General features: G+C 71.2%; 29 protein-coding genes. 16 read left to right on the top strand and 13 right to left on the bottom strand.

Features of this window, described 5'->3' with window-relative positions; translation table 11 throughout:
- Positions 1–1,179: 1,179 nt before the first annotated feature.
- From ACIBJF_RS28335 to ACIBJF_RS28320, 4 genes are all read right to left on the bottom strand, one after another.
- Positions 1,180–1,416, bottom strand: coding sequence for a hypothetical protein (locus ACIBJF_RS28335; protein WP_351805201.1), 237 nt, complete (start codon positions 1,414–1,416; stop codon positions 1,180–1,182).
- Between the two features lie 36 nt (positions 1,417–1,452).
- Positions 1,453–2,451: a S1C family serine protease gene (locus ACIBJF_RS28330; RefSeq protein ID WP_399177883.1), complete on the bottom strand. Its 999-nt coding sequence runs from the start codon at positions 2,449–2,451 to the stop codon at positions 1,453–1,455.
- Positions 2,452–2,557: 106 nt separating this feature from the next.
- Positions 2,558–3,583: a LacI family DNA-binding transcriptional regulator gene (locus ACIBJF_RS28325; RefSeq protein WP_366488423.1), complete on the bottom strand. Its 1,026-nt coding sequence runs from the start codon at positions 3,581–3,583 to the stop codon at positions 2,558–2,560.
- A gap of 97 nt (positions 3,584–3,680) precedes the next feature.
- Complete coding sequence (locus ACIBJF_RS28320; RefSeq protein ID WP_399177881.1) at positions 3,681–4,469, bottom strand: response regulator transcription factor; 789 nt, start codon at positions 4,467–4,469, stop codon at positions 3,681–3,683.
- A 204-nt stretch (positions 4,470–4,673) separates the two neighbouring features.
- On the opposite strand from ACIBJF_RS28320, the gene ACIBJF_RS28315 reads away from it, so the two are divergent.
- From ACIBJF_RS28315 to ACIBJF_RS28305, 3 genes are read left to right on the top strand one after another with little or no spacing between them, the layout of a single operon-like run.
- Positions 4,674–5,510 (top strand): alpha/beta hydrolase family protein, encoded by an 837-nt coding sequence (locus ACIBJF_RS28315; protein ID WP_399177880.1) that lies wholly within the window; start codon positions 4,674–4,676, stop codon positions 5,508–5,510.
- Positions 5,511–5,557: 47 nt separating this feature from the next.
- Entirely contained in the window at positions 5,558–5,812 is a 255-nt protein-coding gene (locus tag ACIBJF_RS28310; protein WP_399177878.1) for a MoaD/ThiS family protein, read from the top strand.
- A gap of 4 nt (positions 5,813–5,816) precedes the next feature.
- On the top strand, positions 5,817–6,962 hold the full coding sequence (locus ACIBJF_RS28305; protein ID WP_399177876.1) for a hypothetical protein: 1,146 nt from the start codon (positions 5,817–5,819) through the stop codon (positions 6,960–6,962).
- 150 nt (positions 6,963–7,112) lie between these two features.
- Here ACIBJF_RS28305 and ACIBJF_RS28300 read toward each other — a convergent pair whose 3' ends face one another.
- The 5 genes from ACIBJF_RS28300 to ACIBJF_RS28280 form a co-directional block, all read right to left on the bottom strand.
- Positions 7,113–7,772 carry a hypothetical protein gene (locus ACIBJF_RS28300; RefSeq protein WP_399177875.1) on the bottom strand — a complete coding sequence of 220 codons (660 nt, stop codon included), beginning with the start codon at positions 7,770–7,772 and terminating at the stop codon, positions 7,113–7,115.
- A gap of 380 nt (positions 7,773–8,152) precedes the next feature.
- Positions 8,153–8,443, bottom strand: coding sequence for a DUF1416 domain-containing protein (locus ACIBJF_RS28295; RefSeq protein ID WP_004000115.1), 291 nt, complete (start codon positions 8,441–8,443; stop codon positions 8,153–8,155).
- A 57-nt stretch (positions 8,444–8,500) separates the two neighbouring features.
- Positions 8,501–9,346, bottom strand: coding sequence for a sulfurtransferase (locus ACIBJF_RS28290; RefSeq protein ID WP_399177873.1), 846 nt, complete (start codon positions 9,344–9,346; stop codon positions 8,501–8,503).
- A gap of 129 nt (positions 9,347–9,475) precedes the next feature.
- The gene (locus ACIBJF_RS28285) at positions 9,476–9,556 is read right to left on the bottom strand and encodes an Ms5788A family Cys-rich leader peptide (protein ID WP_350751515.1); all 81 of its coding nucleotides are present in this window, start codon (positions 9,554–9,556) and stop codon (positions 9,476–9,478) included.
- A 208-nt stretch (positions 9,557–9,764) separates the two neighbouring features.
- Entirely contained in the window at positions 9,765–10,502 is a 738-nt protein-coding gene (locus ACIBJF_RS28280) for a DUF2993 domain-containing protein (protein ID WP_399177871.1), read from the bottom strand.
- 119 nt (positions 10,503–10,621) lie between these two features.
- Between ACIBJF_RS28280 and ACIBJF_RS28275 the strand changes: the two genes are divergently transcribed.
- Together ACIBJF_RS28275 and ACIBJF_RS28270 are read left to right on the top strand one after the other, a co-directional pair.
- The gene (locus ACIBJF_RS28275; protein ID WP_351805219.1) at positions 10,622–10,882 is read left to right on the top strand and encodes a DUF3099 domain-containing protein; all 261 of its coding nucleotides are present in this window, start codon (positions 10,622–10,624) and stop codon (positions 10,880–10,882) included.
- A gap of 10 nt (positions 10,883–10,892) precedes the next feature.
- Positions 10,893–11,273: a VOC family protein gene (locus ACIBJF_RS28270; RefSeq protein WP_365334347.1), complete on the top strand. Its 381-nt coding sequence runs from the start codon at positions 10,893–10,895 to the stop codon at positions 11,271–11,273.
- Here the strand turns inward: ACIBJF_RS28270 and ACIBJF_RS28265 are convergent.
- The gene (locus ACIBJF_RS28265) at positions 11,267–11,629 is read right to left on the bottom strand and encodes a DsrE family protein (RefSeq protein WP_351805223.1); all 363 of its coding nucleotides are present in this window, start codon (positions 11,627–11,629) and stop codon (positions 11,267–11,269) included. The two genes, ACIBJF_RS28270 and ACIBJF_RS28265, sit on opposite strands and share 7 nt — an antisense overlap.
- Before the next feature lie 193 nt (positions 11,630–11,822).
- Between ACIBJF_RS28265 and ACIBJF_RS28260 the strand changes: the two genes are divergently transcribed.
- From ACIBJF_RS28260 to ACIBJF_RS28235, 6 genes are all read left to right on the top strand, one after another.
- Positions 11,823–12,533 (top strand): hypothetical protein, encoded by a 711-nt coding sequence (locus tag ACIBJF_RS28260; protein WP_399177870.1) that lies wholly within the window; start codon positions 11,823–11,825, stop codon positions 12,531–12,533.
- A complete protein-coding gene (locus tag ACIBJF_RS28255; RefSeq protein WP_399177869.1) occupies positions 12,530–13,381 on the top strand; it encodes a hypothetical protein in 852 nt (283 codons plus the stop codon). The genes ACIBJF_RS28260 and ACIBJF_RS28255 overlap by 4 nt, the downstream gene beginning before the upstream one ends.
- Positions 13,378–14,208, top strand: a complete 831-nt coding sequence (locus tag ACIBJF_RS28250; RefSeq protein WP_399177867.1) for a hypothetical protein — start codon at positions 13,378–13,380, stop codon at positions 14,206–14,208. The genes ACIBJF_RS28255 and ACIBJF_RS28250 overlap by 4 nt, the downstream gene beginning before the upstream one ends.
- A 241-nt stretch (positions 14,209–14,449) precedes the next feature.
- The gene (locus tag ACIBJF_RS28245; RefSeq protein ID WP_399177866.1) at positions 14,450–15,025 is read left to right on the top strand and encodes an FABP family protein; all 576 of its coding nucleotides are present in this window, start codon (positions 14,450–14,452) and stop codon (positions 15,023–15,025) included.
- Positions 15,026–15,074: 49 nt separating this feature from the next.
- Complete coding sequence (locus ACIBJF_RS28240; protein WP_399177864.1) at positions 15,075–15,512, top strand: Fur family transcriptional regulator; 438 nt, start codon at positions 15,075–15,077, stop codon at positions 15,510–15,512.
- 9 nt (positions 15,513–15,521) lie between these two features.
- On the top strand, positions 15,522–16,487 hold the full coding sequence (locus tag ACIBJF_RS28235; RefSeq protein WP_399177862.1) for a YgfZ/GcvT domain-containing protein: 966 nt from the start codon (positions 15,522–15,524) through the stop codon (positions 16,485–16,487).
- Between the two features lie 33 nt (positions 16,488–16,520).
- Here ACIBJF_RS28235 and ACIBJF_RS28230 read toward each other — a convergent pair whose 3' ends face one another.
- A complete protein-coding gene (locus ACIBJF_RS28230) occupies positions 16,521–17,291 on the bottom strand; it encodes a maleylpyruvate isomerase N-terminal domain-containing protein (protein WP_399177861.1) in 771 nt (256 codons plus the stop codon).
- A 55-nt stretch (positions 17,292–17,346) separates the two neighbouring features.
- Positions 17,347–17,772 carry a D-aminoacyl-tRNA deacylase gene (gene dtd, locus ACIBJF_RS28225; RefSeq protein ID WP_351805233.1) on the bottom strand — a complete coding sequence of 142 codons (426 nt, stop codon included), beginning with the start codon at positions 17,770–17,772 and terminating at the stop codon, positions 17,347–17,349.
- A gap of 160 nt (positions 17,773–17,932) precedes the next feature.
- Between dtd and ACIBJF_RS28220 the strand changes: the two genes are divergently transcribed.
- From ACIBJF_RS28220 to ACIBJF_RS28210, 3 genes are all read left to right on the top strand, one after another.
- Positions 17,933–18,553: an aerial mycelium formation protein gene (locus tag ACIBJF_RS28220; RefSeq protein ID WP_399177859.1), complete on the top strand. Its 621-nt coding sequence runs from the start codon at positions 17,933–17,935 to the stop codon at positions 18,551–18,553.
- 63 nt (positions 18,554–18,616) lie between these two features.
- Positions 18,617–19,855, top strand: a complete 1,239-nt coding sequence (locus tag ACIBJF_RS28215; RefSeq protein WP_399177857.1) for a GNAT family N-acetyltransferase — start codon at positions 18,617–18,619, stop codon at positions 19,853–19,855.
- A 309-nt stretch (positions 19,856–20,164) separates the two neighbouring features.
- Positions 20,165–21,073, top strand: coding sequence for a winged helix-turn-helix domain-containing protein (locus ACIBJF_RS28210; RefSeq protein WP_399177856.1), 909 nt, complete (start codon positions 20,165–20,167; stop codon positions 21,071–21,073).
- Positions 21,074–21,086: 13 nt separating this feature from the next.
- Here the strand turns inward: ACIBJF_RS28210 and ACIBJF_RS28205 are convergent, their stop codons facing one another.
- The gene (locus ACIBJF_RS28205; RefSeq protein WP_399177854.1) at positions 21,087–21,254 is read right to left on the bottom strand and encodes a hypothetical protein; all 168 of its coding nucleotides are present in this window, start codon (positions 21,252–21,254) and stop codon (positions 21,087–21,089) included.
- A gap of 132 nt (positions 21,255–21,386) precedes the next feature.
- Between ACIBJF_RS28205 and ACIBJF_RS28200 the strand changes: the two genes are divergently transcribed.
- Together ACIBJF_RS28200 and ACIBJF_RS28195 are read left to right on the top strand one after the other, a co-directional pair.
- On the top strand, positions 21,387–22,268 hold the full coding sequence (locus tag ACIBJF_RS28200; protein ID WP_399177852.1) for a winged helix-turn-helix domain-containing protein: 882 nt from the start codon (positions 21,387–21,389) through the stop codon (positions 22,266–22,268).
- Positions 22,217–23,047 carry an HAD family hydrolase gene (locus tag ACIBJF_RS28195; protein ID WP_399177850.1) on the top strand — a complete coding sequence of 277 codons (831 nt, stop codon included), beginning with the start codon at positions 22,217–22,219 and terminating at the stop codon, positions 23,045–23,047. Before ACIBJF_RS28200 ends, ACIBJF_RS28195 begins: the two co-directional genes overlap by 52 nt.
- The last annotated feature ends 44 nt before the right edge of the window (positions 23,048–23,091 follow it).

Raw genomic sequence — 23,091 nt, 5'->3', positions numbered from 1 at the left:
GCTGCGTCGCGGCTGCCTTTCAGCCTGCCACGACCGGCGCCTCGGGAGGCAGACCCGCCGGGCGTCGGCCCGGACGGCGATCGCCTTGGCAGGGGGTTCGGTCTCGGCCTTCGGGTGGCCTGGGCGGGGTCGGATCCGGTGGGGGCTCTTGCGGTGGTCGGTGCGGGTGGTGGGCGAGCCTGGTCCGGGCGGGCCTCCATGGTGGTTGTTGCGGTTGGTGGTCGAGTCCTAGGCGGTGGTTGCCGCGGTTGGTGGTCGGGATCCGGTCCGGCGGTCGGCTCTTGCGGTGGTCGGTGGGGCGTGGTGGTCGGGTCCGGTTCCGGGGGCCTGGCTCCGGCAGTGGTCGGTGCGGGTGGTGGTCGAGCCTGGTCCGGGCTGGCCCGCTCGCGGCTGCTGCGGTTGGTGGTCTGGTCGGGGCCTGATTCGGGGGCGGACCCCGTCTGGAGGTTGGATCCGGCCTCGGGGTTGGACCTGGTCTGGGGGTTGGCTCTTTCGGTGGTCGGTGGTCGGTGTCGGTGCGGGCGGCGGTCGGATCCGGCGCCGGGACTGACCCGACGGCGGTCGGATTCGGTCCCGGGACCGGCCGGCCCCCAAGGTGCCCGTCGGTCCCGGAACCGGATCTGACCACCGTCGACGATGATCGGGCCTGATCCGGGGGGCGGGCCCGAAGTCGGTCGGACCCGATCCGGCGGCAGGCCCCGGCGGCCGTCAGGTCCGAACCGGAGGCACGCCCAGTTCCGCCGTCCGCCCGCCCGATCCGAGTCCGCCCGATCCGAGTCCGCCCGATCCGCCCAACCTGGGCCTCAGGCCCAACCCCGGGGTCAGGCCCAACCCCGGGGCTCAGGCACAACCCCCGGCTCAGGCGTAACCCCGGGCTCAGGCCCAACCCGGAGCTCAGGGCCAACCCCGGGGTCAGGCCCAAACCGGAGGGCCAGGCCCAACCCCGGGGGCTAGGCCCAACCCCGGAGGACGGGCCCACCCGGAGGGGGCAGTCTCAACCCCGGGGGCCCGGGCCCAACCCGAGGGGTAGGGCCCGGCCTCAGGGGGCCCTCTCACCCCGGGGTCAGGCCCAATCCGGAGGGGGTCAGGCCCAACCCCCGGGGCAGTCTCAACCCCGGGGGCCCGGGCCCAACCCGAGGGGTAGGGCCCGGCCTCAGGGGGCCAGGCCCGGCCCCGGTGTCAGGCACGTACCGCGGTCAGCCTGTTCAGTGGGACCTTCCGGCGGTGGGTGCGGACGGGGCCGGTGCGCAGGCCCATCAACTCCGGGAACCGTGTGACCACCTCGGGCGCGCGCGGGGCCGACTCCGGCTTGCGGGGTGCCGGGATGGGCACGTGCAGGTCCCGGGTGACCGTGAGCGCCAGGGCGAGGGCGGCGGGACCGTGGTCGGCGATCTGGTGCGAAACCTTGGTGATCATGACGTACTCCCTGCTGACTGGTGCAGTGCTGACGCGCTAGCTGTTGTTGCCCGCCCGCAGCTTGGTCAGGTCGGACTTGACGGTGTTGACGGGGATCGCGAAGCCGAGGCCGATGCTGCCGGCGTCCGAGGACGAGGAGGACTGCTGGCTCGACGAGTACATCGCGGAGTTGATGCCGATGACGTTGCCGGTCGCGTCGATCAGGGCGCCGCCGGAGTTGCCGGGGTTGAGGGAGGCGTCCGTCTGGATGGCCTTGTACGTCGTCGTGGACGACCCCGTGTCGCCGTTGAACTCACGGCCGCCGAACTGGAACGGCCACTGTCCGTCGCCGCCCTGCCCCTGACCCTGGTTCTCGTCGGTGGAGACGGTCACGTCCCGGTTGAGGGCGGAGACGATACCGCTGGTGACGGTGCCGGTCAGGCCCTCGGGGGAACCGATCGCGATGACCGTGTCACCGACCTGGACGCCGGAGGAGTTGCCGAGGGCGGCGGGCCGCAGCCCGGAGGCGTCGCGCAGCTTGATCAGCGCGAGGTCCTTGGAGCTGTCGGTGCCCACGACGTCGGCGGTGTAGCTCGTGCCGTCGCTGGTGCGCACCTTGATCGACTGCGCCCCGGAGACGACGTGGTTGTTGGTGACGATCTCGCCGTTCGACGTGATGATCACGCCGGAGCCGGTGGAGGAGCCGTTGCCGAGGGCCGCGTTTATCTCGACCACGCTCGGACTGACCGCGGCGGCGATCGCCGCGACGTCACCGCGCTTGCCGGTCGGCACCACGTTCGTGGTCGCACCGGCGGAGGAGACCGTGTCCTTGCCGGTCAGCTCCTGGAAGCCGTACGCCGTGGCGCCGCCCACCGCCGCCGCGACGATCGCGACGGCCGCGAGGAGGCCCACCGGACCCCGGTTACGCCGCTTCCTCGGCTCGGGTGCCACTGCCGTCACCGGCTCGTACGGCGGCGGGGGCGGCCACTCGGGGTTCACGGGAGCGGAGTAGCTGCTGCTGGGCTGCTGGGTGTAGGCACCCTGGCTCTCGGTCATGCCATGAAGCCTCCCCCGTGACCATGAGAGCTTCCTGAGTGCTCGCTGAGAAGCCCGGCAGAACCTCGTTTGCCGGATATAAAGACCTGTCGGTGAGGCTCAGGCCTCAGGTCGCACAGCCGCAGCTCGTCCGCACCACCAGCCGGGACGGGAACGTCTTCAGCCGCTCCCGCCGCGATCCCGGCACCCGCAGCCCGTCGTCCAGCACCAGGTCGACCGCCGCCCGGGCCATCGCCGAGCGGTCCGAGGCGACCGTGGTCAGCGGCGGGTCGGCCAGCGCCGCCTCCTTGATGTCGTCGAAACCGGCCACCGCCAGTTTGCCCGGCACGTCGATGCGCAGCTCCCGCGCGGCCCGCAGCAGGCCGATCGCCTGGTCGTCGGTGGAGCAGAAGATCGCCGGGGGCCGTTCGGGGCCGGAGAGGATGTCCAGGGCGACGCGGTAGGCGTCGTAGCGGTTGTACGGCGCCTCGAACAGCCGGCCCTCGGTGGACAGGCCCGCCTCGGCCATGGCCCGCTTCCAGCCCTCGACGTGGTCGGAGACCGGGTCGCCGACGGCCGGGGTCTCGGCCGTACCGCCCATGCAGGCGACGTACTCGTAGCCGTGCTCCAGCAGGTGGCGCACGGCGAGCTGGGCGCCGCCGAGGTCGTCCGTGACCACGGCCACGTCGTCGATGGCCTCGGGGCGCTCGTGCAGCAGCACCACCCGGGCGTCCCAGGCGTCGATCTCGGCGGCGGCGAGGTCGTTGAGCGCGTGGGAGACGAGGATCAGGCCCGAGACGCGCATGCCGAGGAAGGCGCGCAGATAGTGGACCTCGCGTTCACCGATGTAATCGGTGTTGCCGACCAGGACCATCTTTCCGCGCTCGGAGGCGGCCTGCTCGACCGCGTGCGCCATCTCGCCGAAGAAGGGCTGGCGGGCGTCCGGGATGATCAGGCCTATGAGATCCGTGCGCCGGGAGGCCATCGCCTGGGCGACTCGGTCGGGGCGGTACCCCAGTTCCTTGATCGCGGCGAGGACACGCTCGCGCGTGGCCGGGGCGACCGGCCGGGGTCCGTTGTTGATGACATAACTGACGACGGCGGTGGAGGTTCCAGCCAGCCGTGCCACGTCATCCCGAGTCACCTTGGCCACGCGCGGAGTCTACGCGGATTGACCCGTTCTGGGCAGGGCGTATCAGCCCTTGGATGTGCGGAAGCAATGCCCGGCCCGAACGGCTTTCATGCCTGCGTCAGACGTCGGCGTGGATCTCGGAGCCGTCAGGGGCGGCGGAGGTGTCCGTATCCTCCACCTTTGCCCGCTCTGCCCTCGCCTTCGCCTCCTCGCCGGCCCGGTCGCCCCTGTCGGCCTTCTCGGGCGTAACGAATCGATAACCGACGTTCCGGACGGTGCCGATCAGCGACTCGTGCTCCGGGCCGAGCTTGGCCCGCAGCCGCCGTACGTGGACGTCGACGGTCCGGGTGCCGCCGAAGTAGTCGTAGCCCCACACCTCCTGCAGCAGCTGGGCGCGGGTGAAGACCCGGCCCGGGTGCTGGGCGAGGTATTTCAGTAGCTCGAACTCCTTGAAGGTCAGGTCCAGGACCCGGCCCTTGAGCTTGGCGCTGTAGGTCGCCTCGTCCACGGAGAGGTCGCCGTTGCGGATCTCCATCGGGGAGTCGTCGTTGACGATCTGCTGGCGGCCCATGGCCAGCCGCAGTCGCGCCTCCACCTCCGCGGGCCCGGCGGTGTCGAGGAGCACGTCGTCGATGCCCCAGTCGGCGGTGACGGCGGCGAGACCGCCCTCGGTGACGACGAGGATCAGCGGACAGCCGGGGCCGGTGGAACGCAGCAGCTGGCACAGGCTGCGCACCTGGGGCAGGTCGCGGCGGCCGTCGACGAGGATGACGTCGGCGCCGGGGGTGTCGACGAGGGCGGGGCCCTCCGCCGGGGCCACCCGCACGTTGTGCAGGAGCAGGCCGAGGGCCGGGAGCACCTCCGTCGACGGCTGAAGGGCGTTGGTCAGGAGCAGCAGAGAACTCATACGTCTGGTTCCTCCTCGGTCCCTGCGAGGACTGTGCGGACGGGCACTGCTCTGCGATCCCGAAGGCCCCGTACACCGGCGGTCACCTGAGGTTTCCCGCTTCGTATACAACGCTTCCGAAAGCACAAAAGGACCCGGGGGCTGCGCTGCCCGAGTCCTCTGCCCAGCAGAATAGCCCACATGAGGAACCGTTCGGCAGGTCAAATGGCGCATTCCACCTTTCGTCCGAATCGTGAGACACGCAGACAGGCGCCTATCCGGACGTTTCTGTGCACCGCCGACGGAATTCCGATCGATTCCGTATACGATCCGGGCGCCGTCGTATACGAAAGCTCCGGATCCGATCCCGACACCGGCCGTTCCGCCTCCCGTGACCTGGTGTTCGTCGTCGCCCACGGGTTCACCGGGGACGTGGACCGTCCGCACGTACGACGGGTGGCGGGCGTCCTGCGCGGTTACGGCGCGGTCGTCACCTTCTCCTTCCGCGGCCACGGGCGCTCCGGCGGCCGCTCCACGGTCGGCGACAGGGAGGTCCTGGACCTCGCCGCCGCCGTCGCGTGGGCGCGCGGCCTCGGGCACGCGCGCGTGGCGACCGTCGGCTTCTCGATGGGCGGCTCGGTGGTCCTGCGGCACGCCGCCCTGGAGCCCGGCACGGTCGACGCGGTGGTCTCGGTCAGCGCCCCGGCCCGCTGGTACTACCGGGGCACGGCACCCATGCGCCGGCTGCACTGGCTGGTCACCCGCCCCGAGGGCCGTCTGGTCGGCCGCTACGGCCTGCGCACCCGCATCCACCACCGCGAGTGGGATCCCGTCCCGCTCTCCCCGACGGAAGCGGTCCCGGGGATCGCCCCCACCCCGCTGCTGATCGTGCACGGCGACCGCGACGGCTACTTCCCCCTCGACCACCCCCGGATGCTCGCCGAGGCGGCCGGTGATCACGGAGAACTCTGGGTGGAGGCGGGCATGGGCCACGCGGAGCACGCGGCCCAGGACGCCCTGCTCGCCCGGATCGGGGAATGGGCGGCCGTCAGGGCGGGCTAGCCTGGCAGCACTCTTTGTTTCTTTCAGGCTGTCGATTGAGGAATCAGATGCCCAAGGTCACGGTGCGCTACTGGGCCGCCGCAAAGGCCGCGGCCGGTGTCGCCGAGGAGCCGTACGACGCGGACACGCTCGCCGACGCGCTGACCGCCGTGCGCGCGCGCCATCCCGGTGAACTCACACGCGTGCTGCAGCGATGCTCCTTCCTCGTCGACGGCGACCCCGTCGGGACCCGCGCGCATGAGACGGTACGGCTGGCCGAGGGCGGCACGGTCGAGGTGCTCCCGCCGTTCGCAGGAGGGTGAGGCGATGAGCGACCAGCCGTATCAGGGCCCCTATCAGGGCGGCCCGTACGAGGGCTACGACCCGTACCAGCAGCAACATCAGCAGCAGCACCAGCACCAGCCCGACCGGCAGTCCTGGCCGGGCTACGGCCACCAGTACGCACAGCAGCCGGAGCCGGGCTACGACCCCCAGCTCACCCAGCAGTGGCAGGGCCAGACCTGGGAAACGCAGACGCACGCCTCGGTGCAGACGCCCGCGCCGCAGCCGTACGACGGGCAGTACCAGCACCAGCAGCAGTACGCGGCTGCTCCTCAGCCGCAGCCGCACCCTGCCCCGGCAGCCGCACCCGCGCCGGACGCCGTACCGGAGTCCGAGCCTGAGTACGGCCCCGCCACGCTCGCCGGGAACGCCCGGATCACGGATGCCCAGCGCGCGCGCCTGGAGGGCCGTTCGCCGATCATCGAGCCCGGTATGCAGCCCGCGCTGCTGACCGCGCTGCTGGGGCTGCTGCTGGCCGCGGCGGCGCCGGTCGCCTCGTACGCGCTCCTCGCGCCGCTCGTGGTGCTCCAGGGCGTGACGGCGGCGGGCTGGTTCCGGCTGAACGGCATGTGGCCGGCCCGGCAGGGCATCGCGCTGGCGTTCCTGGGCGGGCTGACGGCCGACGCGGCGGTCCTGGCCGCCGGCCGCGACCACGCCCCCGCGGCGATCCTCGGCCCGCTCGGCGTCTGGGTCCTGCTGGCCCTGGTCCTGCAGCTGCGCTCGCACGCCTCGCCGGACGAGCGGATGTACGGCCTGATGGCGACGGTCGTCTCGTCGGCCCTCTCGGTACTGGCCACCGGGTACCTGGGCGCCGACGCGCACGCGGTGTCCGTGGGCGCCGCGGCGGTGGCGGTGGCCGTCCTGGCCCGGGCCCTGCCGCTGCCGACGCCGGCGTCGGTCGTGGTCTCGCTGCTGGCGGCGGCCGGCGCGGGGATCGCCGTGGGCGGGATGACCGGGATGGGCGCGAAGGGCGCGCTGCTGGGCGCGGCTGCGGGGGTGTGCGCGCTGGTCGGTCATCGCGTGGCCAGTTACGACTACCCGTCGAGGTTCGTGCACTTCACGGCCGGGGTGGCGTTGCCGCTGTCGGCTGCCGCGCCCGTGGTGTGGGTGCTGGGAAGGGCGCTCGGTTAGAGCTGTTCCGCCCCGATCGCGTCCCGTCCGTCGTCGGACGGGGGACGGGGACATGCCGGAGCCCCGGCCCGATTCCGGCGGGCCGGGGCTCCATTTCATACAGCGGGCTGTGAGGTACCAGCGGGCTGTGGGCCAGCAGCGGACTGCGGGTTACCGCCCGCCGTCGCCGCCGTCGCCACCGTCGCCGCCGCCGCCCCAGCCGCCGTCGCCGCCGCCCCAGCCGCCGTCGCCGCCGCCCCAGCCGCCGTCGCCGCCGCCCCAGCCGCCGCCCCAGCCGCCCCAGCCGTGGCCACCGACCACGCGGAAGCTGCCGAGGACGCCGTCCTTGACGTGGATGCCCTCCACGCGGCGGACGCGCACGCCGTCGCTCTGGCTGTGGGGACCGACGGTGGCGACGGGAGCGCCGTTGTCGCAGACCGCGCCGCGGAACACCTCGACAACCCGGTGGCTGTCGTTGCGGATGTTCAGCGTCCTGGCGCCCAGGCCACTGATCACGGTGATGCAGTCACCCGCGTGGGCGGAGTAGGACCGCTCGTTGATCTGGATGCGGCCTCCGTCCCACCAGCCGCCGCGGGGGCCGCCGCCGCGAGGACCGCCGCCGCGAGGGCCGCCTTCGTTGCCCTTGCCGTTGTTGTTGTTGCCCGCTCCGGCGCCACCAAGAGGTGCGGCGGCGGCCGGCGCGACGGCCGGCCGGGCAGCCGGCGCCGCCTCCGGCGCGGAGGCGGCCGACGCGTAGGTGACGCCGGTCGCCGCCAGGGCCGCGGCTGCCGCTGCGGCGGCAGTGAGAGCGGTGGAACGAGTGATCTTCATGGTGCTTCTCCAGTCTCTGAGACGCCGACTCATCGGCCGGTCGACATGGAACGTATTCGCCGAGCTCCATGGCTGTCATGTCGGAAACGGCCGGAGACTGGGTTTTTGTGCACCAATTGGGGGAATTGCGGCGTATGTCCGCTGTTCGTCGTTCACCGAGGGGGCGTCAAGTCGCCGCAGAAAAAGGGGAGTTGATACACCGCTAGACCTTTTGGATGATCTTATGACAAGTACCTACCCCGACGGCAAGCGTGTCGTTACTGGCGCAAGGACGTCAGTCGCGCTAGCGCGCATGCCGAAGGGCCGCACCCCCACTGGCGTCCAACCCCAGGGATGCGGCCCTTCGACCGTCACTGTGCTGCTGCTTCGCGCAAGCCCGTTCAGACCGCGATGGCGACCTCGGCCAGCGCGCCCTTCTCCGCCACGACGACCGTGCGGTCGGCCGTCGCGCCCGGCACGAGCGCCCGGACCGTCCAGGTGCCCTCGGCCGCGTAGAACCGGAACTGACCGGTCGCCGAGGTGGGAACCTCGGCCGTGAACTCGCCGGTCGAGTCCAGCAGACGGACGTAGCCCGTCACCGGCTCGCCGTCGCGGGTCACCTGACCCTGGATCGTGGTCTCACCGGGCTTGATCGTCGAGGCGTCCGGGCCGCCGGCCTTCGCTCCGCACATGCTGTTTCTCCAGAGGGGTCTGACCGGGAGGTCGGTCGGGATGGGTTGGGGGTGGGCTCAGTTGCCCGCGCCGAGCTCGATCGGCACGCCGACGAGGGAGCCGTACTCGGTCCAGGAACCGTCGTAGTTCTTGACGTTCTCGACGCCGAGCAGCTCGTGCAGCACGAACCAGGTCAGGGCCGAGCGCTCACCGATGCGGCAGTAGGCGATCGTGTCCTTGGCGAGGTCCACGTTCTCCTCGGCGTAGAGGGCCTTGAGGTCCTCGTCCGACTTGAAGGTGCCGTCGTCGTTGGCGTTCTTCGACCACGGGATGTTCTTGGCGCTCGGGACGTGGCCCGGACGCTGCGACTGCTCCTGCGGCAGGTGCGCCGGGGCGAGCAGCTTGCCGGAGAACTCGTCGGGCGACCGCACGTCGACCAGGTTGTGCGAGCCGATCGCGGCGACGACGTCGTCACGGAAGGCGCGGATCGAGGTGTCCTGCGGCTTGGCCTTGTACTCGGTCTTCGGGCGCTCCAGGACCTCGGTGCCGTCGACCAGCTCGCGGGCGTCCAGTTCCCACTTCTTGCGGCCGCCGTCGAGGAGCTTGACGTTCTCGTGGCCGTAGAGCTTGAAGTACCAGTAGGCGTACGAGGCGAACCAGTTGTTGTTGCCGCCGTAGAGGATCACCGTGTGGTCGTTGGCGATGCCCTTCTCCGACAGGAGCTTCTCGAAGCCCTCCTGGTCGATGAAGTCGCGGCGGACCGGGTCCTGCAGATCCTTGGTCCAGTCGATGCGGATCGCGTTCTTGATGTGGTTCTTGTCGTAGGCGGACGTGTCCTCGTCCACCTCGACGACGGCGATGGCCGGGTCGTCCAGGTGCTCCTGCAGCCAGTCGGCGTCGACCAGGACGTCGGTGCGGCTCATGCTCTTTCTCCTCCGGGGCAGTTGCGGCGGGGTGTGCGGGTACAGGGGTGCGCGCTCGTGAGGGCCGGGCGGCGCACGGGTGCCCTTCCAGCAGGGCGGCGGTGAGATGCGGAAGTCGGGGACTTTCGCTCAGAAGGGGCGACAGAGCATGGCGGCAACGCGGCACAGGTCCACTGCCCGCCGCTTCGTGAGATCCGCCTGTCGCTTCATGGGCTCGATCGTAGGGACGTCCGGGTGGGCGTGTCACCGGTGTGTCATATGACGAGACACGATCGTCCGTATGGCGGGACAAGAAAGCGCCCGGTGGCCGCCCCACGGCCTCCCGGACGCTCGCGCGGGTCTCCGCATCTGATGTACGGACGACCCTGTCTCGCCAGTCGGACGATCCCGCTCTGCGGACCGTCCGCCGACGGTGGACCTACCCCGCCAGCCTGACGCCGGAACCCTTCACGGTGATCTCCACGCCGTCCTTCGCGGCCTGCACCTTGTCCAGCTTGATGCCGCCGGGCAGCCGGTCGATGGCCTGCTGGAAGTCGGTGATCTGGCGGATACGGCCCTCGGCGATCGCGGCGGCGCCGAGCTTGGGCAGCGAGTCGGCGTGCACCCGCACCTTGTCGTTCTCGACGGTCACGGAGCTGAGCACGGGCACGGTCCGCTTGATCCCCAGGGACGAGACGGTGCCCTCCACCATGACCTTGATCTTGCCGTTGCCGCCGTCGGACAGGCCGACGACCCGGGCGGTGACCCCGGGAGCCACCTCGGTCGGCTCGGACCTGGCGGTCTTCAGCAGCTCGGAGTAGGAGATCGTCGCGGTGCCGGTGGCGCTGGCCGCGGTGGCGGAGCTGTAGTCGCCGGAGAAGGAGACGCCCTTCATGTCGGCCCGCAGATCGTCGATCCGGATCGTCTTGCCGGCCGTCCCGGTCGCGGCCTCGTAGTCCTTGATCCCGACCTCGACGTCGTCCAGCGATCCGCCCGCGACCTGGGTGAGGAACGGGAACCCCTTGATGTTCACATCCGGCGTCGAGGCCAGGTTCTCCGTCGACTGCAGCTTGTCGGCGGCCTCACCCTCGGCGAAGTGCACGGCCACCCGGTCCGCGATCACGAACAGCCCACCCAGGATCACGACGAGGATCAGGATTATTCGCAGGGCGCGCATGTGGTGTTTCCCCCGGGACGAGAGCGGTCTTCGGCTACGCCACGGTAACCCCGCGGGCGCCGCCCGGGCGGCGTTTGTGGATCAGTTGTGACAGGTACGACGCGGCCTACCCTGGTGTTATGTACGCGCGGCGGCGGCACATCTACTTCGCCATGATGGGCACCTGCATCGGGCTCTTCGTCCTGGCCTGGGGAGTGGTGCGCATCTGGTCGGTCCCGGCGGCCGTGGGCATGTGCGTCGTGGCCATGCTGATCCCGCCGGTCGCCGCGATGATCGCCAACCGGCGGGGCCCGGAGGACCGCTGGTGGGACGACCCGTCCGGCGATCCCCAGTCCGACGAGTGGTGGGACGAGCTGGACGGCAAGAAGGGGCCCCGGTAGGAAGGAGCGCATGTCGCCCACGAGGCTGTCCACGGTGGTGCTCGACGCCCCGGACGCGCACATGCTGGCCGGTTTCTACCGCCGCCTGCTCGGATACGTGGTCCGCGCCGAGGAACCGGACTGGGTCCTCATCGGCCCGCCCGGCGGCGGCACGGGCCTGTCCTTCCAGACCGAACCCGGGTACGTCCCGCCGGTCTGGCCCACGCGCACACCCGGTGACCAGCGGATGATGCTGCACCTGGACATCGAGGTCGACGACCTCGAAGGTGAGACCGCGCGGGCCGTGGCGGAAGGGGCCGAACTCGCCGCGTACCAGCCGCAGGACGACGTCCGCGTGCTGTTCGACCCCGCGGGGCACCCCTTCTGCCTCTGGACGCGGGCGTCTCAGTAGACGAGCGCCTGCGTGTCCTCCGCCAGCGTCTCCTGCACGAAGACCTGCGCCCCCGCGATCCGCACGCCCTCGATCACGTCCTTCTCGGTGATCTCGCGCCGGGCCGCGCACTGGGTGCACAGGGTGATGCGGCCGGCGGCCAGGACCGACTCGATCAGGTCCGGCAGCGGAGCCGCGTGCGGCAGCTCGAACTCGGCGGCCCGCCCCGGCAGCGCGAACCAGGACGACTCCCCGGTCAGCCACAGCGACACGTCGACACCGCTGGCCACGGCCACCGCCGCCACGGTGAACGCCTGCGAGCAGCGCTCCGGGGCATCGGCCCCGGCCGTCACCTTGATCACGAGCTTCTTCGCCATGCCGGAAGCGTAAGCCCTCGCGGCCAGCGCCGGCCGCCCCACCGCTTCGGCACGGGCGCCCGGGGGCTGCGTCCGCCGGTGAAGCCGAACGCCGAATCATGATCGAACTCCGCTACAACTCCATGCGTACTCCATGAGTCTCCTGTGCGCGCGGATGACGGAATCCGCGCGTCCCGTTCCGTAGGGAGACGTCTTGGAACCACCTGAGAGACCGCGCCGCGGCCGGACCGCCGCGCTGGTCGCCGGGGCCGCCGCCCTGGGCGTCGTGGCGGGTGTGTGCACCGGCTACGTCGTCCAGGCCGGACGCCCGCCCACGAAGCTGCCCTCTTTGTCGCAGCCCGTGGTCCGGCAGGCCAAGGGCACCGTCGAGCCCCTGTCGGCGGCGCACGACCGCCGGGTGAAGACCGACGGCGACCTGCGCAAGCTGCTGCTGAAGCGACCCAAGGGCGCGCGGGACGCCGGGGGTGCCGAGGGCTGGATCGACCTGGCCGACTACGCGAGCTCCTTCGACAAGCCGGGCTGGGTCTTCGAGCAGGAGCTGGAGCGCGAGTTCCGGCGCGCCGCCCAGACCGGCTGGCGGATCGGCGACACGCACGACGTCGAGATACAGCTGACCCAGTACCACCAGGTGTCGCGGGCGGCCGCCGCCCAGGACGTGGAGGACCAGCGGTACTGGGCCGAGCGGGAGCCGAACACCGGCAGCTCGCCCATACCCGGGACCGGCGACGGCATGGTGTTCGTGCACCGCACGCCCGAGAGGAAGAGCGGCTACCTGCCGCAGTACACGGCCGAGGCCGTCGTCTCCCGCGGTGACATCTACATGGACATCTGGATCAGCGACACCAAGCCGGTCCCCGAGAGCGAGATCATGGAACTGGCGAAGCGACAGGTGGCCAAGCTGTGAACGAGTCGCTCGACGAGTCACCCGAGCAACACCCGCTCCCGGAAACCGCCGAGCCCGTGGCACCGACCGCACCGGCCCCCGCCCGGCGGCCCGTGGGCCGGATCGTCGCCGTCGCGCTGCTGGCCCTCGCCGTCGTCGGCGGGGCCGGGTTCACCGGCGTGACCGTCGCCGGTGCCGACCGGGATCCCGGCAAGCCCGTCTGGAAGTTCCCCAAGGCCTCCAAGGAGGACCAGGGCGGCGAGGACGGCCGGGACGGCCGGCGGGGCAAGGACGCCTCGGGGCTGCGCGACATGCTGATGCCGTACGAGGTCGGGTCCGACGGCTACGTCCAGGGGCCGGACCTCGACGAGTTCGGACCCGATGTCGCGCTCGGCGGACGCCAGGCCACCGCCCTGCGCAAGCAGGAGCTCCGCGACCTGCCGCCGGAGACCCGGCGGGCACTGGGCAAGGTGATCGACAAGGAGCACATCCAGGGCCTGGCGATGCGCAGCTACGCCCGGTTCGACACCTTCGAGGGCGAGCCCTTCACGCTCACCTTCGAGCTCGTCCGGATGGCGAACCGCGACTCGGTACGCGACCTCTCGACCCGCCGGAACGAGGTCTTCAAGGCGCTGCGGATCTTCCCCAAGGGGCCGGAGATCAAGGGGCACAAGAACGCGGCCTGCTTCCGGATGCCCAAGGTGAGCGGCGAGGAGATGGACCGCATGGTCTGCTCCGCCTCGGTGGGCGACGTGCTCGTCACCGCCAACGTGGCCGGGAGCCGACCGCTCGACACCAAAGCCATCGCCGTCTTCATCGGCAGACAGCTCGACCGCATCAAGGACAAGGACCCGGGGATGGCCGTATGAGCGAGCAGCAGATTCCCGCCGTCCCCGAGACGCCCGTGCCGCAGGAGCCGCGGCCCGCGCCCGGAGACCGCCGGGTCCTGCGGGCCGTCCTGCGCTGGACCGCGGCCCTCGTGGTCTTCGCGGTGGCCGGCACGGCGACGGCGTACGGCATCACCCGGATGGAGCGCACCGGTCTCCCCGGTCTCGCCACCCGCCCGGACGGCCGCTGGGAGTACCCGCGGATCGTGCGGCCGCCGCTGCCCGCCGGCCGCCCCGCCCCGTTCGCCCACCGCAACGAGGCCGCCGTCCACTACGCCGACCTGCGCAAGCTGGTCCTGCCCGCGCCGAAGGGCGCCAAGGCCGATCCCGCGCTCGCCGGCGACCACGGATGGGTGGAGCCGAAGGCGTACCTCGCGGAGTACGCGTCCAAGGACGACCGGGACACCCTCCGGGGCGAGCTCACCGACCACGGCCTGCGGCACATCGCCGCGCGCGGCTGGACCATGCCGGACGGCACCCGGACCCGGATCTACCTGCTCCAGTTCGAGACCGGCCTGATCGCAGGCGAGGTCCAGCAGGACGAGTTCACCGGCTACCAGAATCCGACGCTCGCCCTGCGCGGGGCCGCCTCCAACGCGATGGACGCGTCGTACCCCACGGCCGCCGTCGACGGGCACGGCCTGGTGGAGGAGTTCGCCGAACAGAAGCCGTACGGCGCCGAGCAGGTGCGGCAGGCCTACATCGCCTCCGGCGACGTCATCGCACTCGTGGTGCAGTCCCGCGCGGGCGGTGCGAAGGAGATCCCGTTCCAGCAGACGGTGGTCCTGCAGCAGCAACTGCTCGGCTGAGACCACGGGGCGCTACGCACCACCTCGCAAAGAGAGCCGGGGCCCGGCCGCGTAAGCTGGGCCCCGGCTCTGTCGTATGCCCACACCCTCGCTCAAGGAGCACCCGTGGAGATCTTCTTCGAAACCCTGCTGGTCCTGGTCTGCGTCGGCGTGCTCGCCTTCGCCTACCTGACCGTGAAGAAGCTGTACCAGGGCCAGCGCTGACCCCACGTCCAGGAAAGATCCAGGAAAGCCTCCCCTCATGATCGAGATCCCGTCCGACCTGCACAAGGACCTGGTCCCGCTCGCCTTCCTGCTCGGCAACTGGGCCGGCGCGGGCGTGCACGACTTCCCCGGCTCGCAGAAGTGCAACTTCGGGCAGGAGGTCAGCTTCACCCACGACGGCCGGGACTTCCTGGAGTACCACTCCCACACCTGGGTGCTGGACCAGGACGGCAACAAGGTCCGCCCCCTGGAGTCGGAGTCCGGCTTCTGGCGGATCGACTCCGGCCGCAAGGTCGAGGTGACGATGACCCGGGACGACGGCGTCATCGAGATCTGGTACGGCGAGATGGCCGATAAGAAGCCGCAGATCGACCTGGCCACGGACACCCTGGCCCGCATCCCCGGCTCGCAGCCGTACAGCGGCGGCAAGCGCCTGTACGGCTACGTCAAGAGCGACCTGATGTGGGTCGGCGAGAAGCAGACCCCCGAGGTCGAGCTGCGCCCCTACATGTCGGCCCACCTGAAGAAGGTCGTCACCCCGGAGGACGTCGAGCGCTGGGCCAAGGCCCTCCCGGACGACCTCCCGGACGACGGGATCGCCTTCTTCAAGTAGGCCCGTCTTCCCCAAGTGGCCCGGTCCGAGTGGTCCTAGACTCTTTGGTGTGGTGAGCACCGACTGGAAGAGCGACCTCAGGCAGCGCGGCTACCGGCTGACGCCGCAGCGGCAGCTTGTCCTGGAAGCCGTGGACACCCTTGAGCACGCGACCCCCGACGACATCCTCGGCGAAGTGAGGAAGACGGCGTCGGGGGTCAACATTTCCACGGTCTACCGGACGCTGGAGCTGCTGGAGGAGCTGGGCCTGGTCAGCCACGCCCATCTGGGGCACGGTGCGCCCACGTATCACCTCGCCGACCGGCATCACCATCTGCACCTGGTGTGCCGCGACTGCGAGAACGTGATCGAGGCCGATGTGGCCGTGGCCGCCGAGTTCACCGCCAAGCTGCGTCAGCAGTTCGGTTTCGACACCGACATGAAGCACTTCGCGATCTTCGGCCGGTGCAAGGACTGTTCGCTGAAGACTTCAACTACCACGTCGTAGGCTGACGGTATGAAGAGCCCTCTGCTGTCCCTGCCCGGCGCCGTCCCCGCCGAGGGTGTGGACGAAGGCGTCGCCGCCCACTACGGCGACCTGTTCCGCGAGCAGCGCGCCCTCGCCGACGGCACCGGTTTCGTCGACCTGTCCCATCGCGGTGTCGTCACCGTCAGCGGTGAGGACCGGCTGAGCTGGCTGCACCTGCTGCTCACCCAGCACGTCAGCGACCTGCCGGCCGGTGAGGCCACCGAGGCGCTGATCCTCTCCGCGCACGGGCACATCGAGCACGCGCTGTACCTGGTGGACGACGGCAGCACCGTCTGGGCGCATGTGGAACCCGGGACCCAGGACGCGCTGATCGCGTACCTGGAGTCGATGAAGTTCTTCTACCGCGTGGAGGTCGCCGACCGGACGGCCGACTTCGCGGTCGTCCACCTGCCCGCCGGGTCCATCGCCGAGGCGCCCGAGGGCGTCGTCGTACGCGAGACGGCGTACGGCCGTGATCTCTTCCTGCCCCGCGAGGACCTGGAGTCCTTCGCGGCCGCGCACGGGCCCGCCGCCGGCCTCCTCGCCCACGAGGCGCTGCGCGTCGAGCAGCACCGGCCCCGGCTCGGCTTCGAGACCGACCACCGGACCATCCCGCACGAGCTGGGCTGGATCGGCACGGCCGTGCACCTGCAGAAGGGCTGCTACCGGGGCCAGGAGACGGTCGCCCGCGTCCAGAACCTGGGCAAGCCGCCGCGCCGCCTGGTCTTCCTCCACCTGGACGGCAGCGAGGTCCATCTGCCGGTGCCGGGCACGGAGATCCGGCTCGCCGACGAGGGCCCGGAAGGCCGCAAGATCGGCTTCGTGACGACGTCGGTACGGCACCACGAGCTGGGACCGGTGGCGCTGGCGCTGGTCAAGCGGAACGTGCCGGTGGACGCGCGGCTGATCGCCGGGGAGACCGCGGCGGCGCAAGAGGTCGTGGTCGAGCCGTAGTCGTACGGCCGCGGGCGCGCTGGTCCAGCGGCGTCAGTAGCCGCTCAGCAGGGTTCGTACAGCCCGCAGCGCCTCCGGGCCGGCCTCGCTGTGCCAGCGCGACGGATCGGCCGGGCGCCGCCCCCACAGCAGCAGGACGCGGGTGGCCGCGTCGCTCTCGATCGTGGCGGGGCCCTCGGGGGCCGCGAACCGGATGCTGCGGTCGTCCGCGTCGGCGGCCACCACGATGTCGTCCGTGCCCGGGGTGCGCAGGCGGCCCTCGACCCGTCCGCCCGCTCCCAGGTCCAGCCCGGCGCCGCCGCGCGCGAGCAGCGGCCGGCCGACCGACACCACGCTGTGCTCGGTCATCCACGGCTCCTCGAGCGCCCGCACCGCCGTCCGGTCGTCGCCGGTCAGGTCCCAGCGGTGCAGGATCAGCTCCTCACGCATGTGCTCCGCGAAGAAGGGGACCGTCACCGTCCGGCCGGTCCACCGCACCTCCGTGTCCGGCGGCAGGTCCTGAGCGGCGGCCGCGGCGACCTCGGTGAGCCGTTCGCAGCGGTTCAGGAACGTCGCCCAGAGCTCGGAGTCGGACAGCCGCCGGAAGGGTGCCTCGCGGTCGAAGCCCCGGGTCTCCACGGGCGATCCGTCGAGGAACGCCTGGAGCACCCGGGCCAGCTGCTCGGCATTGCCCGTCTGGTGGATCAGGACGTCCCGCACCGTCCACGCCTCGCACCATGTGCCGTCGTCGGGCCTGCGTGCCTGCACGGCGTGGACGAAGGGCGCCAGCTCCGGCAGGGTGTCATCGACCTTGGTGGGAATCACGCGCCATGGGTATCCCGGCCGGGCCGTCCGGCAAACCAGCCGTCCCGGTGCCGTCTCAGACCTCGATCAGCACCGTGAAGGGTCCGTCGTTCGTCAGCGACACCCGCATCCGCGCGCCGAACCGCCCCGTCGCCACCGTCGCGCCCAGTGCCCGCAGCCGGGACACCACCTCGTCCACCAGCGGCTCGGCGACATCGCCGGGGGCGGCGGCGTTCCAGGTGGGCCGGCGGCCCTTGCGCGCGTCGCCGTACAGCGTGAACTGGCTGATGACCAGCAGCGGGGCGTCGATGTCGCTGCACGACTTCTCGTCCTGCAGCATGCGGATCGACCACAGCTTGCGGGCCAGCTGCGCCGCCTTCTCCTTGGTGTCCTCGTGGGTCACCCCGACCAGGACGCACAGCCCCTCGCCCTCGATCGCGCCGACCGTCTCTCCGTCCACGACGACGCTCGCGCCGTCCACTCTCTGCACCACCGCACGCATGCGGACCATCATGCCGGGTGCCCGGTACGCGGTCACAGGGGGTCCAATATGGATCTCTTACCGCCCATCTGGGGCCGTTCGGGGGCACTCGGTCACATAGCGGCCGGTTGGGGTGGCACGATGCTTGCACACGCCGGTCGAGGGGACGGTCACAGGCAACATGAGCACACCGAGTACCAGCGGGCGGCTGGGGGCACAGGGGACGTACCGGCCGCCCGCCCAGCGCGCCGACACGCCGCCCACCCCGGCGGCCCCGGCCGGCCCCGCGCTGCCCGTGGAGCCGCCCGAGCCCGAACTGGCCCGGCTCAGCCTGCCGGAGCTGCGCGCGCTGCGCCGCGACGCCCAGCGCGACGAGGCGGACCTCAGCTATGTACGGCGGCTGCTGCAGGGGCGGATCGACATCCTGCGCGCGGAGCTGTGCCGGCGCGGCCGCGCGTCCGTGCCGGCGCCCGCGGACGGCTCCGTGGTCGACCGGCTCCCGGAGATCCTCAAGGACGCCCCGGCCCGGCACCGCTCCTCGGCCCGCCATGTCACGCTCGGCACCCCGCACAACGAGGAGTACCGGCAGCTGGCCGCCGAGATGCTCGCCGAGGTCGAGCTGTCGGACCTGCAGGCGCGGACCGACCTGGAACTGACCGCCGCGATGGGCCGGCTGGTGCGCTACGAGCAGGAGGTCTCCCGGCGCCGCCAGCGGTTGCAGCGGACGGCCGACGACTGCAGCGGGGAGATCGCCCGGCGGTACCGGGTGGGTGAGGCGCAGGTCGACGATCTGCTGACGTGAGGCTGGTGGCTGCCTGCGGAAAACGTGACGACAGGTGGCAGCCGGTCCGCCTACCGTGGCCCCATGAGCGACGTCCGGATCGTCACCGAGGCCGATTTCGAGGACTGGCAGCGCGCGCTGGCCACCGGGTTCCTGCAGCCACCCGCCCTGACGCCCGAGGAACTCGACGCCCGGCGCCTGCAGTTCGTGCCGGGCCGGCTGCTCGGCGCCTTCGACGGCGGCCGGTGTGTCGCCACCTTCCGGTCCTTCGCGCAGGAGCTCACCGCGGTGGGCGGCGGCCTGGTCCCGGCGGACGCGATCACCAACGTCTCCGTCAGCCCCACCCACCGCCGCCGCGGCCTGCTCACGCGCATGATGAACCAGGACCTCGCGGCGGCGAAGGAACGCGGCGACGTGGTCGCCACCCTGATCGCCGCCGAGTACCCGATCTACGGCCGTTACGGCTTCGGCCCCGCCACCTGGTCGACCCAGTGGACCGTCGAGGTGCCCCGGGCCGGCCTCGATCCGCGCTGGTCGGGCCCGGACGACGGGGGCCGTATCGACCTGGTGGACGGGGCGGAGGTCCGCAAGCTCGGCCCGGAGTTCTACGAGCGGTTCAGGCGTGCCCAGCCCGGCGCGGTCAGCCGGGACGAGCTGTGGTGGCAGGCCAGCACCGGGGCCGTCCGCTACCGCGCCGACTGGACCGAGCCGTTCCACGCCGTCCACCGCGCGGCCGACGGCGAGGTGCAGGGCCTGGTGGCGTACAAGTCCGACGACACCTGGAACGGCAAGCAGCCGGACCAGACCGCGAGCGTGCTCAAGCTGACCGCCATCACCCCGGCGGCCGAGCGCGCCCTGTGGCACTACCTGTGTTCCATCGACTGGATCACGAAGGTCAAGAGCGGCTTCCGCGGCCCCGACGACCTGCTGCCGTGCTACCTCCCCGATCCGCGCGCCGCCCGGATCACCGGGCACGCGGACTGGCTGTGGGTGCGGATCCTGGACGTCGTACGGGCCCTTCAGGCGCGGACGTACGACGGGACGGGCACGCTGGTGCTGGAGGTCGTGGACGACGCCGGTCTGGCCGGGGGCCGGTTCCGGCTGGAAGCCTCGCCCGAGGGGGCCTGCTGTGTGCCGGCGGGCACCGAGGGCGCCGATCTCACGCTGGACGTCCGCGAGTTGGCGTCGGTGTGGCTCGGCGGCGAGTCGGTGCTGCGGCTCACGGCGCTCGGCCGGGTGCGGGAAGAACGAGAGGGCGCCGCCCGGAAGGCCGACGCCCTGTTCCGTTCGCCCGGGCGGCCGTGGTGCCCGGACGTCTTCTGACCGCTCCCCTCTCCCGGCGACTTCCGACTGTGCATCCGTAGCGAGCTGTTCAGTTGTGGCTGTGCAGCGATGTTCAGTTGTGGCTGTGCGATGTCGTGTTCAGTTGTGACTGTGCGCTTCGGTGGCCGTCCCCTGCCCGGGCTCCCGGCTCCCCTCCGGAAGGGAGCCCGGTCGGCCAACCACTGGGAAGCTTGACCATGTCATGCAAGTTGGCAGCCAACTTCACCGTACTTATGTCCGCTAGGAAGCGGCTCATAACCAGCTATCGGCGAACTGATGGAACTTGGCGGGAAGTTGTAGTGTTTGTCCATGGACCCGGAGCACGCCTCCGCCAGTGGACGGACGAGGTCACAGCGGCCCCATGCGTCCCATCGCGACATCGCCGACGAACTGCGCAGCCGGATCAGGGCCGGGCTGCTGCAGCCGGGCCAGCGCATGCCCACACAGGCGGAGTTGGCCGTCGAATTCGGCGTCGAACGCGGTGCCGTGCGCCAGGCCCTGCGCATCCTGCAGTCGGAGCGCCTGCTCACCAACGTGTCCAAAGGCAGCCCGGCCACCGTGGCGGCGGCGCCCGGACCTGCCCGGCTGCCGGCCGGACCGACCGCGCCGCCCCAGCCCACCATGGTCGGCCTCGCACCCCGGATAGCGAAGGCCTTCGCCGCCCCCCACGTGCGCATCGACGCGCTCTGCCTGACCGCGGTCTCGCTCACGCTGGCCATCGGCGAGCCACTGCGGCAGATCCACGCGGGACGGCTGAAACCGGCCAAGATCGACGTCCGGGTGCTGCTGCCCAGCCGGGACATCGACCTCGCCTTCCCGGCCCCGGTGGCCGCCGACGACCACGGCCTGCTGCACCGGCGCTGGCTGTCCCAGCGCAACGCCCAGGGCATGGTGCTGCGGCAGAACCTGCTGGCCCTGCTCACCACGCACGGCGTCGACGTCCGGGTCTCCTTCCGCGCCCTGCCGTTCACCCCGCCGGTCAAGCTGTATCTGCTGGGCGACTCCGAGGCGCTGTTCGCGTACTACACGCTCAAGCGCCGCGAGCGGGAGATCGAGCACGAGCATCTGGAGCTGTACGACGCCGACGGCACCCGCTCGATGCTGTTCGCCTTCGAGCGGCGTGCCGGGGAGCGCGACGCCGCGTTCGTGGAGCAGTCGCGGCTGTGGTTCGACGCGCTGTGGGAGACGATCAGTTCGGATCTTCTGCTCAGTTCCTAGGGCTGGTGAGGCTTTACAGCGCCGGGCCCGCGAGGAGCACGGCGAGCAGGACGGCGCCGGCGGAGAGGGCCTTGTGGCTCTTGGTCTCGATGCCGACGGAGATCAGAAGCAGTGCGACGGCGCCGGCGAGACCGAACTTCCACTGGACGAGTTGCTCGACGAGGAGAGCGAGGGCGGGCACGCGGTTCCCCCTTCAGAAGATTGGCCAACTCGGAAAAGTTGGCAACCAACTCCATCTAAGTTGTCCCCACTTGGTCCGAGTTCATAAACAACTTCTCGGCAACTCCTCATAGATGGATCAAAGTTGTAGCGTTTGGTCGTGACCCAGGAGCATGTGGCAGTGAACGGCAGCAGGAGGCTCACGCCCCACGAGATCGCCGACACCCTGCGCGAGCGGATCCGCACCGGTGAGCTGCAGCCCGGCGAGCGGCTGCCCACCCAGGCGGAGCTCGCCGGGGAGTTCGGCGTGGAGCGGGGCGCCGTACGCCAGGCGCTGCGGGTGCTCCAGGAGGACGGGCTGCTCGCCGACGTCAGCAAGGGCAGCCCGCCGCGGGTCGCCGAGCCGCAGACCCAGCGGGGGGAGCCGCAGCCGACCATGGTGGCGCTCGCGCCCCGGCTGACCGAGGCCTTCGCGGCACCGCACGTGCGCATCGACGCCGTCTGCCTGACCGCGCAGAGCCTGATCCCCGCGCTCGGCGAGCCGCTGCGCCTGGTCCACGAGGGCCGGCTGCGCCCCGAGCGGATCGACGCCCGCATCCTGCTGCCGTCCCGCGACATCAACCTCGCCTTCCCGGTCTCGGTCGACGCCGGCAGCGAGGAGGACCACGCCGTGCACCAGCGCTGGCTGGCCATGCGCAACGCCCAGGGCCAGGTCCTGCAGTACAACCTCCAGGCGCTGCGCGGCACCCACGACATCGACGTCCATATCACCTTCCGGGCGCTGCCGTTCACCCCGCCGGTCAAGCTGTACCTGCTCAACGGGGTCGAGGCGCTGTTCGCGCACTACATGGTCACGCGCCGCGCGGAGCCCACCGACAGCGGGACGCTGGAGATGTACGACACGCTCGGTTCGGAGTCCCTGCTGTTCTCCTTCGAGCAGCGGGCCGGGCAGCGGGACGCGGCGTTCGTGGAGCAATCGCAGAAGTGGTTCGACGCCCTCTGGGAAACCATCACCACGGACCTGACACTCTCCTAGTGACTTCTGATGCGACGACGCAGACCGATGCGACGCAGACCGACACGACGCGGACCGAAGGGACCGCGAGGCGGACCGCGGACGAGATCGACGAGCTCCGGGGTCTGATCGAGGGTGCCCGGGTGGTCCTGTGGGACTTCGACGGGCCGATCTGCCGTCTGTTCGCGCGGCACACGGCCGAACGGGTGGCGACCGAGCTGGTGGACTGGCTGGCCGGGCGCGGGCTCAACAACCTGCTCAGCAACTCCGAGCGGGACTCGCTCGACCCGCACGAGGTGCTGCGCGCGGTGGACCTACGGCACCCCGGCAGCGACCTCGTGACCGAGCTGGAGGAACGTCTCACCCAGGAGGAGCTGCGGGCCGCCGGCTCCGCGCTGCCCACCGCCTACGCCGACCCCTTGATACGCACCTGGACCGCGGTGGGCGCCCGGCTGGCCATCACCACCAACAACTCCCCGAAGGTGGTCCGCACCTACCTGAACGACCGCGGCCTCACCGGCTGCTTCACCCCCCACATCTACGGCCGTACGACCGAGCTGCACCTCCTCAAGCCCGACCCGCACTGTCTCAACCGGGCGCTGGCCGCGACGGGCTCCGCCCCTTCGGCGGCCCTGATGATCGGCGACTCGCCGTCCGACCTCGCCGCCGCGAACGACGCAGGCGTGCCCTTTCTCGGCTACGCGCGTAACGAGCGGAAGGGGAAGCTTCTGCGGGATGCCGGTGCCGGGCACGTCGTCGCGTCGCTGGAGCCGTTGCTGCGGGTGCTGCGGGGCTGGTGACGGCGGGCGGTGCGGCCGCCGGGATCCCGGCCTCCGGGGCGTCG

This window comes from Streptomyces sp. NPDC050743 (assembly GCF_044456925.1).
In the GTDB taxonomy this organism is placed as follows: domain Bacteria; phylum Actinomycetota; class Actinomycetes; order Streptomycetales; family Streptomycetaceae; genus Streptomyces.
Note: the sequence above shows the minus strand (reverse complement) of the source record. Positions and strands in the feature narration are given on the sequence as shown.

Bases quoted from the DNA above. Each gene is read 5' to 3' on its own strand.
- ACIBJF_RS28270 (WP_365334347.1), top strand. From the start codon at position 10,893: ATGTCGCCCACGAGGCTGTCCACGGTGGTGCTCGACGCCCCGGACGCG.
- ACIBJF_RS28295 (WP_004000115.1), bottom strand. From the start codon at position 8,443: ATGTGCGGAGCGAAGGCCGGCGGCCCGGACGCCTCGACGATCAAGCCC.
- ACIBJF_RS28305 (WP_399177876.1), top strand. From the start codon at position 5,817: ATGAGCGACCAGCCGTATCAGGGCCCCTATCAGGGCGGCCCGTACGAG.
- ACIBJF_RS28235 (WP_399177862.1), top strand. From the start codon at position 15,522: ATGAAGAGCCCTCTGCTGTCCCTGCCCGGCGCCGTCCCCGCCGAGGGT.
- ACIBJF_RS28330 (WP_399177883.1), bottom strand. From the start codon at position 2,451: ATGACCGAGAGCCAGGGTGCCTACACCCAGCAGCCCAGCAGCAGCTAC.
- dtd (WP_351805233.1), bottom strand. From the start codon at position 17,772: ATGCGTGCGGTGGTGCAGAGAGTGGACGGCGCGAGCGTCGTCGTGGAC.
- ACIBJF_RS28310 (WP_399177878.1), top strand. From the start codon at position 5,558: ATGCCCAAGGTCACGGTGCGCTACTGGGCCGCCGCAAAGGCCGCGGCC.
- ACIBJF_RS28280 (WP_399177871.1), bottom strand. From the start codon at position 10,502: ATGCGCGCCCTGCGAATAATCCTGATCCTCGTCGTGATCCTGGGTGGG.
- ACIBJF_RS28215 (WP_399177857.1), top strand. From the start codon at position 18,617: ATGAGCGACGTCCGGATCGTCACCGAGGCCGATTTCGAGGACTGGCAG.
- ACIBJF_RS28315 (WP_399177880.1), top strand. From the start codon at position 4,674: ATGGCGCATTCCACCTTTCGTCCGAATCGTGAGACACGCAGACAGGCG.
- ACIBJF_RS28335 (WP_351805201.1), bottom strand. From the start codon at position 1,416: ATGATCACCAAGGTTTCGCACCAGATCGCCGACCACGGTCCCGCCGCC.
- ACIBJF_RS28265 (WP_351805223.1), bottom strand. From the start codon at position 11,629: ATGGCGAAGAAGCTCGTGATCAAGGTGACGGCCGGGGCCGATGCCCCG.
- ACIBJF_RS28320 (WP_399177881.1), bottom strand. From the start codon at position 4,469: ATGAGTTCTCTGCTGCTCCTGACCAACGCCCTTCAGCCGTCGACGGAG.
- ACIBJF_RS28290 (WP_399177873.1), bottom strand. From the start codon at position 9,346: ATGAGCCGCACCGACGTCCTGGTCGACGCCGACTGGCTGCAGGAGCAC.
- ACIBJF_RS28275 (WP_351805219.1), top strand. From the start codon at position 10,622: ATGTACGCGCGGCGGCGGCACATCTACTTCGCCATGATGGGCACCTGC.
- ACIBJF_RS28245 (WP_399177866.1), top strand. From the start codon at position 14,450: ATGATCGAGATCCCGTCCGACCTGCACAAGGACCTGGTCCCGCTCGCC.
- ACIBJF_RS28300 (WP_399177875.1), bottom strand. From the start codon at position 7,772: ATGAAGATCACTCGTTCCACCGCTCTCACTGCCGCCGCAGCGGCAGCC.
- ACIBJF_RS28250 (WP_399177867.1), top strand. From the start codon at position 13,378: ATGAGCGAGCAGCAGATTCCCGCCGTCCCCGAGACGCCCGTGCCGCAG.
- ACIBJF_RS28210 (WP_399177856.1), top strand. From the start codon at position 20,165: ATGGACCCGGAGCACGCCTCCGCCAGTGGACGGACGAGGTCACAGCGG.
- ACIBJF_RS28220 (WP_399177859.1), top strand. From the start codon at position 17,933: ATGAGCACACCGAGTACCAGCGGGCGGCTGGGGGCACAGGGGACGTAC.
- ACIBJF_RS28285 (WP_350751515.1), bottom strand. From the start codon at position 9,556: ATGAAGCGACAGGCGGATCTCACGAAGCGGCGGGCAGTGGACCTGTGC.